This is a genomic window from Mesorhizobium sp. M6A.T.Cr.TU.017.01.1.1 (assembly GCF_004023115.1).
In the GTDB taxonomy this organism is placed as follows: domain Bacteria; phylum Pseudomonadota; class Alphaproteobacteria; order Rhizobiales; family Rhizobiaceae; genus Mesorhizobium; species Mesorhizobium mediterraneum.
Genome location: NZ_RZTA01000163.1, coordinates 1 through 10,757 on the forward strand (window position 1 = coordinate 1; position 10,757 = coordinate 10,757).

Here is a 10,757-nt window from a genome sequence, read left to right on the forward strand (position 1 = left end):
TCGTATGCCAGATCCCGTTGCGGCGGCAGTTTTGTCCCTGCATCGATCACGCCCCGATCAATGTCCGTTTCAATGGAATCCGCCAACCGCTGATAGAGCGGGCCGGGGCCTGTGGTGAGATCTGGAAGCCAACTTGTCATGGTAACAATTTTCTATATTGCGCCGAAATATGAGTCAATACATATGAAGCATCTGGCAAAAAGGGTACAATCGCAGATATTGGCGGAAAAGCAATGGATACAATCGGCACAATTCGCTATGCGGAAGCTGAGTTACGGACTGCGCGGCCATCAGGTCGGAGGACCTATGTCAATCGTCTCGTCCGCGTGGTCAGGTCGCTCTTCAAGTGGATCGACACCATGGTCGATCGCCGGCGCAGCCGGCTGATATTGCTGGAGATGACCGACGATCAGCTCAAGGATATCGGCGTCTCGCGCTGCGATGCCCACCGTGAGGGTCTGCGGCCGTTCTGGGACTGAAAAGAAGGTCTCAGGAAGCCGTTTTCGTACCTTGATGGACGCCAGGGCTCCTCATCCGCGAGATGCCGTGATCGGCAAGCACGGCGACTACGCACAGCGCGAGAAAAAGCCCGGTGATGCCGAGCGCCGAGACGGCGACGCTGGCCGCGCCGTTCTTGGCGACATCGAGGAACGGGTAGGGCACTTCGCCCGATATCGGCGCCCGCGTCAGTGCATAGGCCAAATAGGCGACCGGATAGATCATCCACCAGGAGATGTCGCGCCACCGCGTCGAGCCATCGGCGCCTGCCACAAGCCACCACAGCACGAACAGCACCGGCGTCACATAGTGCAGCAGGACATCGCAGAGCAGGAACAGGCCCTGCGGCTGCCAAAGCTGCGCCAGGACCGTGGCATAGACGATGAAGACCAGCGTTATGGCAACCGCTACGCCGGCCCGTGTCCGCGGCCCGGCAAAGGCTGGGAACCAGGCGTAGCCACCGGGTGACAGCAGCGAAACATGCACGAGCACGGCGCCGATATTGGTCAGGATGGTGAAGAAGCTGAAATAGAAGACCAGCGAGCCAACAAAACTGCGGCCGGCTTCCATCGACGCCGGAACGGTTATGCAGATTTGCAGGACAAGCCCGGCCAGACCTATGACCAGACCCGCTATCTGCAGCAAGCGGGCCATGACGCTACGCCGCCGTACCGCAGGCCGGGTTGCCTGTCTGCCAGCGCGCGATGTCCGAGCCGATGCGTGCACCGAGCGGCTCGTCCATCAGCGGACCGTAGACGTCGATGCGGCGTGAATTGCCTTGCGCCTGCACGACCAGCAACGGCTTTCCGCCATAGTGTTTGACCGGGACTAGCAGGAAGCGCGGCGTGCCGGTGAACGAATTCAGCTCGTTGGCCATCTGATAGGGCTTGAAGGCAGGATCCTTGTTGGCGATCCAGCATTTGTGGGCGGCGATCGCCACCTGTTCCATGGCAAGCAGCGACGCGCTCTTGCCCGAAGGTGCCGGCGCGTTCTTCGGCTTCGATTGGCAGGAGGCGAGCACAAGGCCGGCGGTGGCGACGAGAGCGAGGCGGGCGATCGTCTGTCTCAGGCTCATGCGGCCGCCCTATTTCGAGTTCGGGAAAAGGATGAATGCTGGAGATATCAAGCGGCGATGCCGAGGGCACTTTCGAACAGTGCCCGGCCGTCGCTGCCGCCATGTGCCGCTTCGATCAGGTTCTCGGGATGCGGCATCAGGCCGAGCACATTGCCCTGGCCGTTGATGATGCCGGCAATGTCGTTGATCGAGCCGTTGGGATTGGTGCCTTCGGCATAGCGAAAAACGACCTGGCCTTCGCCTTCGAGCCTGCGAAGCGTCTCGTCGTCGGCAAAATAATTGCCGTCGTGATGCGCCACCGGCGAGCGGATGATCTGGCCCGGCTGATAGCGGCGGGTGAACATGGTGTTGGCGTTGGCGATCTGCAGCTTGACTTGCCGGCAGACGAATTTCAGCGACGCGTTGCGCATCAAGGCGCCCGGCAAAAGGCCGGCCTCGACCAGGATCTGGAAGCCGTTGCAGACGCCGATGACCATGACGCCCTTGGCTGCTTTTTCAGCCACCGCCCGCATCACAGGCATGCGCGCGGCAATGGCGCCGCAGCGCAGATAGTCGCCGAAGGAGAAGCCGCCAGGGATGGTGATCAGGTCGACATCGGGGATTTCGGTGTCGGTCTGCCAGACCGTGACCGGTGGCATTCCCGAAATCTTGGTCAGCGCCGCGATCATGTCGCGGTCACGGTTGAGGCCTGGCAGGAGGACGACGGCTGATTTCATTTCGGTTCGTAAGGCCTCTGGGCTTCGGCAAGTTCACGCAGGTCTAAGCGGCGTTCGATATGTTCCAGGCGCTCGTCCTGGCGAGCCAGCACGCCGTAGATGTTCTTCACGTCACCCTCGGTGGCAATGAGATGGCCGCGGATAGAGCCAAGCTCGGACTTTACCTCCCCGAGCGTCAAATCCATCCTGTCCAGCCGCGACTGAATGGACTTGAGGACTTCAAATATCAAGCTTCCATCAATCTCGGCCATCTGCCCTCCTGCACAACCTCAGGTAATGGCCACACTATAGTTCTCAATCACCGTATTCGCCAGAAGCTTGTCGCACATCGCTTTGAGATCGGCTTCGGCCTTGGCCCTGTCGCTCTCAGCAAGCTCGACATCGAAAACCTTGCCCTGCCGCACATGGCCGACGCCGTCAAAGCCCATCCCGGACAGCGCATGTTCGATCGCCTTGCCTTGCGGGTCGAGCACGCCGTTCTTGAGAGTGACGGTAATGCGGGCCTTGATCACGCTGGACATGCTCCTGTTCAAAGTGTTGAGCGGCAAAAATCTCAGTGCGGCTTGCCTTTGACGCCATCGGTCGAGGCGACGAGCACTGGTCCGGCGGGACGCGGCGGCTCGTTCTCGTTCATGATGCCGAGGCGGCGGGCGACTTCCTGATAGGCTTCGACCAATCCGCCCATGTCGCGGCGGAAACGATCCTTGTCGAGCTTGTCCTGCGTCGCCACGTCCCACAGACGGCACGAGTCCGGCGAGATCTCGTCAGCAACGACGATGCGCATCATGTCGCCTTCGAACAGGCGGCCGCACTCGATCTTGAAGTCGACGAGCTGGATGCCGACGCCCATGAACAAGCCGGAGAGGAAGTCGTTGACGCGGATGGCCAGCGCCATGACGTCGTCGATCTCCTGAGGACTCGCCCAACCGAAAGCGGTGATGTGCTCTTCAGACACCATCGGATCGTCGAGCGCGTCGGCCTTGTAATAGAATTCGATGATCGAGCGCGGCAGCACCGTGCCTTCCTCGATGCCGAGACGCTTGGCCAGCGAACCGGCGGCGACGTTGCGGACGACCACCTCGAGCGGAATGATCTCGACTTCCTTGATCAGCTGCTCGCGCATGTTGAGCCGGCGGATGAAGTGGGTCGGAATGCCCATCCGGTTGAGATGGTTGAAGATATGCTCGGAAATGCGGTTGTTGAGCACGCCCTTGCCATCGACGATTTCGTGCTTCTTCTTGTTGAAAGCGGTCGCGTCATCCTTGAAGAACTGGATCAGCGTTCCCGGCTCAGGTCCCTCATAGAGGATCTTGGCCTTGCCTTCATAAATGCGGCGGCGATTTTTCATCTGATTTTTCTCTGGATTTCCGGGCAGGCGGCAAACGACCAGTTCCTGTCCGTATGCCTAAATTAGTGCGGCAACGGTAGGGGTTCAATGCCGGTGTCTATCCCAATCGCACTGTTTGCTCAATCGGCAAATCCTTTCAATCAACCGCTTTCCGGAATGAAATGCCGCAGCGCAGCAAGTGATGTAGCATATTGACCGGCCCGCGGCCTTTTGGTTTGTGCTTCGGCAACACATATTCAACCGCCAGCGAATCGGATTTGACCGGAGGGATGCCATGATCGATATGAAAGACCGCGAAGAGGGTTTCGAGCGCAAATTCGCATTCGACGAGGAGCTCCGGTTCAAGGCTTCGGCGCGCCGCAACAAGGCGCTCGGCCTGTGGGCCGCCGAAAAGTTGGGCAAGTCCGGACCCGATGCCGAAGCCTATGCCAAGCAGGTCGTGGTCGCCGACATCGAGGAAGCTGGCGATCACGACGTTTTCCGCAAGATACGCAAGGATTTCGACGAAGCCGGGGTCGACCAGTCGGACCACCAGATTCGCCGCACCATGGACGATCTGATGGCGCAGGCGATTGAACAGATCAAGAACACCTGATCTCTCTCTGAGCCAAATCGACCTGCTGGACCAATCGACCGCCCGGGTAGACCGGGCGGTTTTTCTTTGCCTTTGCAGCCATTTCCGGCTGAATTGCTGCAACCAAAGAGGAAACCGCCTATGTCCCTGAAGTCACGCCTTGCGGCCGATGAAACGTTGTGCACCGCATGGTCCGGCGTGCCTGATGCCCTTACGGTCGAGATTCTTGCCCGACAGGGTTTCGATGCCGTCACGCTCGACATGCAGCATGGCGGGCATCACGAGGACAGTGTGCTGCGCGGCCTTGGGCCGGTGCTGGCCGCCAACAAACCGGCGCTGGTGCGCATTCCGGTCGGCCGCTTCGACATGGCCAGCCGCGCGCTCGATTTCGGCGCTGAGGCGGTGATTGCGCCGATGGTGAATTCTGTGGCGGACGCCAGGCTGTTTGCCGCCGCCATGAAGTACCCGCCGCTCGGCGAGCGCTCCTGGGGTCCGACTTATGCCTTTCCGCGCCATGGCAAGGGCGATTATGCCGACTGGCTGCGCGACAGCAACGAGCGCACCATGGCTTTCGCTATGGTCGAGACGCGCGCCGCCCTCGATGCGCTCGACGGCATCCTCGACACGCCGGGTATCGACGGCATCTTCCTCGGCCCATCGGATTTCTCGATTGCCTGGTCGAACGGCGCCACCGTCAACTCGACGCTCGAAAGCATGATGGAAACCGTCGCCTCGATCGCCGAGCGGACACGCAAGGCCGGCAAGCATGCCGCGATCTACGTCGTCGAGCCGGCCATCGCCGGCCGCGTGGTATCGATGGGCTATCGGCTGCTGGCCATGGGCTCCGAGCATGCGCTGATCGGTCTGGGGGCAAAGACCCTGCTGAAGAGCGTCAAGGACTCGATCGGGTCCTAAAGATCCGTCAGGAATTTCGCAAAAGTCATCGATCCTTCGGGCCACGGCCCGAAACCGGAATCCGCATTGAGATGTCCGGCATCGCCGGCGTCGATGAACAGCGAGCCCCAGGCGCCGGCAATGTCCTCGGCGACGCCGAACGCGCAGAACGGGTCGTTGCGGCTGGCGATCACCACCGAAGGGAATGCCAGTGGCTCGCGCGGATAGGGGCCGAAGGTCATCAAGTGCCTGGGTTTTATCTTGGGATTGGCGACGTCGGGCGGCGCCACGAAGAAGGCTCCGGCGACCGGGCGCTGGAACTGCGGCATTGCCTGGATTGCGGCCGCGACCCCAAGCGAATGCGCGACGATGACGACCGGCCGCTCGGCCTCGTTAACCGCCTTCGCCACGCTCGCCGTCCAGTCCTGGCGCACCGGCTTCGACCATTCTGCCTGCTCGACGCGGCGTGCCGTCGACAATTTCGATTGCCAGCGGCTCTGCCAATGGTCGGGACCGGAATTGGTATACCCCGGCACGATGAGAATATCTGCATCTCTGACTTTCATGGCGCGCATGTAGCGAGCACCGTTGCTTCGCGCAACCGTGTCGAGCCGGCCTGGCGATCAAAATGGTGAACACCATGTTCGCTTCTTGCCATCTTGTGTGAACGATCGCGATCGACGATCTGTCGTCGAGAAAGAAACAGCCGTGTAAATGAGAACCAGGATTTTGGAACTGACACGACGTACAATGGTAGGTGGCGCCGGGCTCCTGGCTTTGGGAATCTCGTCGACGGCCGCCCAAACGGAGAGTTTGATGAGCGAACTGCCTTTTGCCGCCACGACCCCGGTCAGCGTTGCCCGCGTCGGGTTGCGGGCGCGCGATGCCGAAAATCTCGCTGCCTATTATCGCAACGTCGTCGGCCTGCAGGAGCTGAGCCGCGCAGGCGGCACGATTACGCTGGGCGCTGCCAATCGTCCCTTGCTCGACATCGAGGCGGATGCAGTGGCGAAGCCCGACGATCCGCGCAGTGCCGGCCTCTTCCACACTGCCTTCCTGCTGCCCAGCCGGGCCGATCTCGGCCGTTGGATCAACCACGCCATCGCCAACAAGATCGGCATCGAGGGCGCTTCCGACCATCTGGTCAGCGAGGCGCTTTACCTGACCGACCCTGAAGGCAATGGCATCGAGATCTATGCCGACCGCCGCCGTGAGGACTGGAAATGGAATGGCGACAAGATAGCGATGGCGACCGAACGGCTGAACATCTCCTCTGTCGTTGCCGAAGTGCCGGCCGGCGATGCCGGCTGGCAGGGTGCGCCGGACAACAGCATCATCGGACATGTCCATCTGCGCGTCGGCAGGCCGGAAGACGCCGAAGCCTGGTGGCATCAGGAATTCGGCTTTGACACAGTGGCGAAATATGGCAGCGCGGCGGTGTTCTTGTCGTCAGGCGGCTACCACCACCATATCGGCGCCAATGCGTGGCAGAGTGCCGGTGCCGGCCGACGCGATCCTTCTCGGTCCGGTCTAGCCTGGGTGGAAATGCGTTCAGACAATGTGGCTGATGCAACGGCCCGTGAGGACCCATGGGGCACGGTGATCAGGACCGTTCCCGGCAAGGCTTGAGCGTTTTGGAAGCCTGTTAGAGCCGGGCTTTTTCCAACAAGCGACCGAGCATGAGCAGGCCCGCCGGCCAAAGGCCGAGGCGGGTTTCGTTTCCCATATGGCCGAGATCGCCGGCATCGGCGAGATCCGCGCCCCAGGCCGCGGCGAAGGCCGTCGCCTGGTCGAAGGTGACGCGCGGATCGGTGCGGCTGGCCACCACCAGGGTCGGAAAAGGCAAGCGTTTCAACGGCATCGGCGCAAAGGGACGAACAAGGTCGAAGGACGGATCAGGGTCCTCGACATTGGTTGCGGCAACCAGCAACGCGCCCGCAACCTTGTTGAGCTGGCTTTCGCTGGCGCCGGCTGCCCATTTCACCGCCGTCGCCACCGCCAGCGAGTGTGCAAGCAGCACCACGCGCCGAGGTGCTGCGGCAATCGCGGCGTCCACCCGGCCAATCCAGTCCTCGGGGCTCGGCCTGTCCCATTCGGCCTGCAGCACGCGGCTCGAATTGGGGAGTGCCCGGCACCAATGCGACATCCAGTGATCTGGCCCGGAATTACCGCGCCCCGGCAGGGCGAGAAAATCGAATTCTCCAGCCGCCGAAATCATCACGCTTCTCCGAACACCCGCTTGAAGATCGTGTCGACATGCTTGGTATGATAGCCAAGGTCGAATTTTTCACGAATGTCGGCTTCGGGCAAGACTGCGGTGACCTCCTTGTCGGCGAGAAGTTCTTCAAGGAAATCAGCGCCTTGCTCCCATACTTTCATGGCGTTGCGCTGCACCAGCCGGTAGGCATCCTCACGGCTGACGCCCGCCTGGGTCAGCGCCAGCAGCACGCGCTGCGAATGCACGAGGCCGCGGAACTTGTTCATGTTCTTCAGCATGTTGTCGGGATAGACGAGCAATCTGTCGATGACACTGGTCAGCCGCGACAGCGCGAAATCGAGCGTCACCGTCGCATCCGGGCCGATCATGCGCTCGACCGACGAATGCGAAATGTCGCGCTCGTGCCAGAGCGCCACGTTCTCCATCGCCGGCAGCGCGAAGGAACGCACCATGCGGGCAAGCCCGGTGAGGTTTTCGGTCAGCACGGGGTTGCGCTTGTGCGGCATCGCCGACGAGCCTTTCTGTCCGGGCGAAAAATACTCTTCCGCCTCCAGCACCTCGGTGCGCTGCAGATGGCGGATTTCCGTTGCCAGCCGTTCGATCGACGAGGCGATGACACCCAGCGTCGCGAAGAACATCGCATGACGGTCGCGCGGGATCACCTGCGTCGACACCGGCTCCGGCTTCAATCCGAGTTTCTTCGCCACATGCTCTTCGACATAGGGGTCGATATTGGCGAAGGTGCCGACAGCACCTGATATGGCGCACGTCGCAATGTCTTCACGCGCGTGCACCAGCCGCTCGCGGCAGCGCGAGAATTCGGCATAGGCCTGCGCCAGCTTGACGCCGAAGGTGGTCGGCTCGGCATGGATACCGTGGCTGCGGCCGATGGTGACGGTATTCTTGTGTTCGAAGGCGCGACGCTTGAGCGCCGCCAGCAGCGCGTCGATGTCGGCCGAAAGGATGTCGCTGGCGCGACTGAGCTGCACGGCAAAGCAGGTGTCGAGAACGTCCGAGGAGGTCATGCCCTGATGGATGAAGCGGGCATCCGGCCCGACGAATTCGCTGAGATGGGTGAGGAAGGCGATGACGTCGTGCTTGGTGACGCGCTCGATCTCATCGATGGCCTCGACGTCGAACTTCGCCGCCCCGCCCTTTTCCCAGATGGTCTTGGCGGCCTCCTTCGGGATCACGCCGAGCTCGGCCAATGCGTCGCAAGCGTGGGCCTCGATCTCGAACCAGATGCGGAACCGGGTTTCGGGCGACCAGATGGCCACCATTTCCGGCCGGGAGTAGCGAGGGATCATCGGTCAGTCCTGACTTGCGAGGGCGTTCGACCGCGTCCTAACAGAGGCTGACAAAATGCTCAACGCTGCTGCCGCGCAAACCAGATGCTGGCGAGAGCGAGCGCTATGAAACCGAGCGGAAAATAAAGCCGGATGCCCAGGACGACGAATTGATAGAACGCCGTCGCCACAGTGTGCACGAACTGGATGGACCAGGCGATGGTCAGCGCGGGTTCATGCCACTGGGCATAGTAGGAACGGTAGTGCAGCGCAAAGAGCCCGCCGGTGAAGCCGATCGTCGCGACGAGAAGACAGACAAACGCGGCCGCCAAGGCGACTTGCCAATGCCGTCCGAGCGAGACGAGCCGTGCCAGGAACAGGCCAACCGGAAAGGCGAGCGCACCGCCGGCCGCATACAGCAACGAGACGAAGCGGATCTTTGCCGGGGTCTCCCAGTCGTCCAGCAGCAGGTTGAGAAGCCCGCTGGCGCCCATCGCTGCGGCCCACAGCAAGGCGCCGCAAAGCGCTGCGCCTGGCGATGGCAGGGCCTTGCGGATGCGATCCAGGGCGCAGTTGCGTATGACGGGGAACGGCGTCACAGCCGGCCGGTCACCGCGATCCAGCGGTAGTCCGGCCCTTCGAAGCCGTATTGGCGCACCGCGATCAGCACGGCGTAGGCGCTGAGGCCTTGCAAGGAAAATGTCTGCACCGCGCCGATCCGATAGCCGTTCGGGCAGCCTCTGCTTTTGGGGATCGACTTGTCCTCGTGCAGAAGCTGGGTCTTGCCGCCGTCTTTCGCCTCGATGCGCAGCAGGCGAAAGCCGTTGATCTCGCCCAGGCTCTGGCAGGTTTCGGTGTCGTTCATGCCGATCTCGTCGAGCCGGAACTCGAGCGCATCGTCAACCGGCGAGAAGATCGGCCGCGGGTTGACCACCATGCGGAACGGGTCGGCCGAAAGTTCGGTCACCGGATTGAAGCCGGCGGTGATGCCGCGGTTCGCCGTCAATTCCGCCTGCTTTATAATGGCTTCGCCTTTCTGCTGGGCGGCAAGGCGCGCTGCCTCAAGCGTTGCGTTCTCGTCGTCAAGCCGCACCCTGATCGGTGTGCCCTTGAGAAAACTATCGTCGGCCGTGTTGATATAATAGCGATTGGCATAGGGAAATCCCGATCCGTCCTGGACGCCATACTCCTCGAAGGCGAAGGCGCCGCCATCCCCAGTGAAGCCAAGGATTTCAAGCTCGGCGACATCGCCGGCATGCGCGGCGAGCGAAGTCGTAAACTGGGCAAGGAGGGAAACGGCAAACAGGACAAGAATTCGCATGGTGTTACTCCCGGCAGCCAAGGTCGATTCATCACTATCACGACGCTGTCAAGACGTCGTGCGGTCTGAAACGCAACGCCGATGCATCCAATCGTGCCGTCATTTGTTATTGTCGGCAGCTTCAAATGGAGACCCCACCATGACCGATGCAGCCAAGATTCGCCAACACATGGAAGTGATCGGCGCCGACGGCGTCCATGTCGGCACCGTCGACAAAGTTGAGGGACAAAGAATCAAGCTGACCAAGCGTGACAGCGGCGAGGGCGCTCATAGGGGCCATCATCACTTCATTCCGCTCAGTCTCGTTGCCGAGATCGAGGGTCAGAAAGTGCGGCTGTCGGCAAATTCGGATGTCGCGGTCACCTTCGAGGAAGAAAAATCCGACCCCACCTGATCACGGCCCACCTTGATTACGGCCCATCGAATCAGCGTTGCGCATTCAGCGCGACGACCAGACCGGAAACAGGTCGCCTTTGGCAGGCGTCGCGGCAAAGACGCCGCGGCTGATGGCACGCGCCATGGTGGCGCCGGCCGCTGCGCAGAGGTCGATGGCGTCGTTGGGCGCCAGCTCGATGCCGCTCTTGCCGGTCGCCAGCGCGAAAACCAGATCCCCGTCGGCCGGCGTGTGTGTCGGCCAAATGGCGTGGACGAAGCCGTCATGCGCTGATATCGCCAGGCGTTTGGCGGCAGCCTTGGTGAGAACGGCATCCGTGGCGATGACGGCGATGGTCGTGTTGCCGCCGACCTCCGTCCGCGTTCCAACATGCTTGTCGCGAAACTTCAGCAGGATCCTTTTCGCGTCCTCCGGCATCGGCGAGGGATAGCCA

Annotated in this window: 18 protein-coding genes; 5 read left to right on the plus strand and 13 right to left on the minus strand. The window is 61.6% G+C overall.

All coding sequences use genetic code 11. The annotated features are described in order from the left end of the window. On the minus strand, positions 1–140 hold a 140-nt coding region (locus EOB36_RS31170), incomplete at its 3' end, for a GntR family transcriptional regulator (protein WP_128286387.1). 93 nt (positions 141–233) lie between these two features. On the opposite strand from EOB36_RS31170, the gene EOB36_RS31175 reads away from it, so the two are divergent. Next, positions 234–479: a DUF1127 domain-containing protein gene (locus EOB36_RS31175; RefSeq protein WP_095489567.1), complete on the plus strand. Its 246-nt coding sequence runs from the start codon at positions 234–236 to the stop codon at positions 477–479. Positions 480–489: 10 nt separating this feature from the next. On the opposite strand, the gene EOB36_RS31180 is transcribed toward EOB36_RS31175, so the two are convergent. Genes EOB36_RS31180 through purC form a run of 6 tightly spaced genes read right to left on the minus strand, consistent with a single transcriptional unit; the run spans position 490 to position 3,637 of the window. Beyond that, positions 490–1,152: a Pr6Pr family membrane protein gene (locus EOB36_RS31180; RefSeq protein WP_095489566.1), complete on the minus strand. Its 663-nt coding sequence runs from the start codon at positions 1,150–1,152 to the stop codon at positions 490–492. 4 nt (positions 1,153–1,156) lie between these two features. After that, a complete protein-coding gene (locus EOB36_RS31185; protein WP_095489565.1) occupies positions 1,157–1,573 on the minus strand; it encodes a hypothetical protein in 417 nt (138 codons plus the stop codon). Positions 1,574–1,620: 47 nt separating this feature from the next. Continuing rightward, positions 1,621–2,289: a phosphoribosylformylglycinamidine synthase subunit PurQ gene (gene purQ / locus EOB36_RS31190; RefSeq protein WP_128286388.1), complete on the minus strand. Its 669-nt coding sequence runs from the start codon at positions 2,287–2,289 to the stop codon at positions 1,621–1,623. Beyond that, positions 2,286–2,540: a hypothetical protein gene (locus EOB36_RS31195; protein ID WP_091591367.1), complete on the minus strand. Its 255-nt coding sequence runs from the start codon at positions 2,538–2,540 to the stop codon at positions 2,286–2,288. The genes purQ and EOB36_RS31195 overlap by 4 nt, the downstream gene beginning before the upstream one ends. A gap of 18 nt (positions 2,541–2,558) precedes the next feature. Then, the gene (purS, locus tag EOB36_RS31200) at positions 2,559–2,801 is read right to left on the minus strand and encodes a phosphoribosylformylglycinamidine synthase subunit PurS (RefSeq protein WP_095489683.1); all 243 of its coding nucleotides are present in this window, start codon (positions 2,799–2,801) and stop codon (positions 2,559–2,561) included. 41 nt (positions 2,802–2,842) lie between these two features. Further along, positions 2,843–3,637, minus strand: coding sequence for a phosphoribosylaminoimidazolesuccinocarboxamide synthase (gene purC / locus EOB36_RS31205; protein ID WP_023674725.1), 795 nt, complete (start codon positions 3,635–3,637; stop codon positions 2,843–2,845). Positions 3,638–3,911: 274 nt separating this feature from the next. Here purC and EOB36_RS31210 point away from each other — a divergent pair, with 274 nt between their 5' ends. Next, entirely contained in the window at positions 3,912–4,232 is a 321-nt protein-coding gene (locus EOB36_RS31210) for a DUF1476 domain-containing protein (RefSeq protein WP_095489563.1), read from the plus strand. Between the two features lie 120 nt (positions 4,233–4,352). Next, a complete protein-coding gene (locus EOB36_RS31215) occupies positions 4,353–5,126 on the plus strand; it encodes an HpcH/HpaI aldolase/citrate lyase family protein (protein WP_095489562.1) in 774 nt (257 codons plus the stop codon). Here the strand turns inward: EOB36_RS31215 and EOB36_RS31220 are convergent. Then, entirely contained in the window at positions 5,123–5,671 is a 549-nt protein-coding gene (locus tag EOB36_RS31220) for an alpha/beta hydrolase (protein ID WP_095489682.1), read from the minus strand. The two genes, EOB36_RS31215 and EOB36_RS31220, sit on opposite strands and share 4 nt — an antisense overlap. 250 nt (positions 5,672–5,921) lie before the next feature. On the opposite strand from EOB36_RS31220, the gene EOB36_RS31225 reads away from it, so the two are divergent. Then, complete coding sequence (locus EOB36_RS31225; protein WP_095489561.1) at positions 5,922–6,734, plus strand: VOC family protein; 813 nt, start codon at positions 5,922–5,924, stop codon at positions 6,732–6,734. Positions 6,735–6,750: 16 nt separating this feature from the next. On the opposite strand, the gene EOB36_RS31230 is transcribed toward EOB36_RS31225, so the two are convergent. From EOB36_RS31230 to EOB36_RS31245, 4 genes are read right to left on the minus strand one after another with little or no spacing between them, the layout of a single operon-like run. After that, entirely contained in the window at positions 6,751–7,323 is a 573-nt protein-coding gene (locus EOB36_RS31230) for an alpha/beta hydrolase (RefSeq protein WP_095489560.1), read from the minus strand. Then, positions 7,323–8,630: an adenylosuccinate lyase gene (gene purB, locus EOB36_RS31235; RefSeq protein WP_128286389.1), complete on the minus strand. Its 1,308-nt coding sequence runs from the start codon at positions 8,628–8,630 to the stop codon at positions 7,323–7,325. Before purB ends, EOB36_RS31230 begins: the two co-directional genes overlap by 1 nt. A 59-nt stretch (positions 8,631–8,689) precedes the next feature. Continuing rightward, positions 8,690–9,208, minus strand: a complete 519-nt coding sequence (locus EOB36_RS31240) for a hypothetical protein (protein WP_245467948.1) — start codon at positions 9,206–9,208, stop codon at positions 8,690–8,692. Next, the gene (locus EOB36_RS31245; RefSeq protein WP_128286390.1) at positions 9,205–9,930 is read right to left on the minus strand and encodes a DUF2259 domain-containing protein; all 726 of its coding nucleotides are present in this window, start codon (positions 9,928–9,930) and stop codon (positions 9,205–9,207) included. The genes EOB36_RS31240 and EOB36_RS31245 overlap by 4 nt, the downstream gene beginning before the upstream one ends. A 139-nt stretch (positions 9,931–10,069) precedes the next feature. On the opposite strand from EOB36_RS31245, the gene EOB36_RS31250 reads away from it, so the two are divergent. Further along, positions 10,070–10,324: a DUF2171 domain-containing protein gene (locus tag EOB36_RS31250; RefSeq protein ID WP_095489556.1), complete on the plus strand. Its 255-nt coding sequence runs from the start codon at positions 10,070–10,072 to the stop codon at positions 10,322–10,324. 45 nt (positions 10,325–10,369) lie between these two features. Here the strand turns inward: EOB36_RS31250 and EOB36_RS31255 are convergent. Then, positions 10,370–10,757: P1 family peptidase (locus tag EOB36_RS31255; RefSeq protein WP_206637227.1), on the minus strand; the 388-nt coding region annotated here is incomplete at its 5' end.

Coding starts and splice junctions, on each gene's coding strand:
- EOB36_RS31175 (WP_095489567.1), top strand. CDS start 234: ATGGATACAATCGGCACAATTCGCTATGCGGAAGCTGAGTTACGGACT.
- EOB36_RS31180 (WP_095489566.1), bottom strand. CDS start 1,152: ATGGCCCGCTTGCTGCAGATAGCGGGTCTGGTCATAGGTCTGGCCGGG.
- EOB36_RS31185 (WP_095489565.1), bottom strand. CDS start 1,573: ATGAGCCTGAGACAGACGATCGCCCGCCTCGCTCTCGTCGCCACCGCC.
- purQ (WP_128286388.1), bottom strand. CDS start 2,289: ATGAAATCAGCCGTCGTCCTCCTGCCAGGCCTCAACCGTGACCGCGAC.
- EOB36_RS31195 (WP_091591367.1), bottom strand. CDS start 2,540: ATGGCCGAGATTGATGGAAGCTTGATATTTGAAGTCCTCAAGTCCATT.
- purC (WP_023674725.1), bottom strand. CDS start 3,637: ATGAAAAATCGCCGCCGCATTTATGAAGGCAAGGCCAAGATCCTCTAT.
- EOB36_RS31210 (WP_095489563.1), top strand. CDS start 3,912: ATGATCGATATGAAAGACCGCGAAGAGGGTTTCGAGCGCAAATTCGCA.
- EOB36_RS31215 (WP_095489562.1), top strand. CDS start 4,353: ATGTCCCTGAAGTCACGCCTTGCGGCCGATGAAACGTTGTGCACCGCA.
- EOB36_RS31220 (WP_095489682.1), bottom strand. CDS start 5,671: ATGAAAGTCAGAGATGCAGATATTCTCATCGTGCCGGGGTATACCAAT.
- EOB36_RS31225 (WP_095489561.1), top strand. CDS start 5,922: ATGAGCGAACTGCCTTTTGCCGCCACGACCCCGGTCAGCGTTGCCCGC.
- EOB36_RS31230 (WP_095489560.1), bottom strand. CDS start 7,323: ATGATTTCGGCGGCTGGAGAATTCGATTTTCTCGCCCTGCCGGGGCGC.
- purB (WP_128286389.1), bottom strand. CDS start 8,630: ATGATCCCTCGCTACTCCCGGCCGGAAATGGTGGCCATCTGGTCGCCC.
- EOB36_RS31245 (WP_128286390.1), bottom strand. CDS start 9,930: ATGCGAATTCTTGTCCTGTTTGCCGTTTCCCTCCTTGCCCAGTTTACG.
- EOB36_RS31250 (WP_095489556.1), top strand. CDS start 10,070: ATGACCGATGCAGCCAAGATTCGCCAACACATGGAAGTGATCGGCGCC.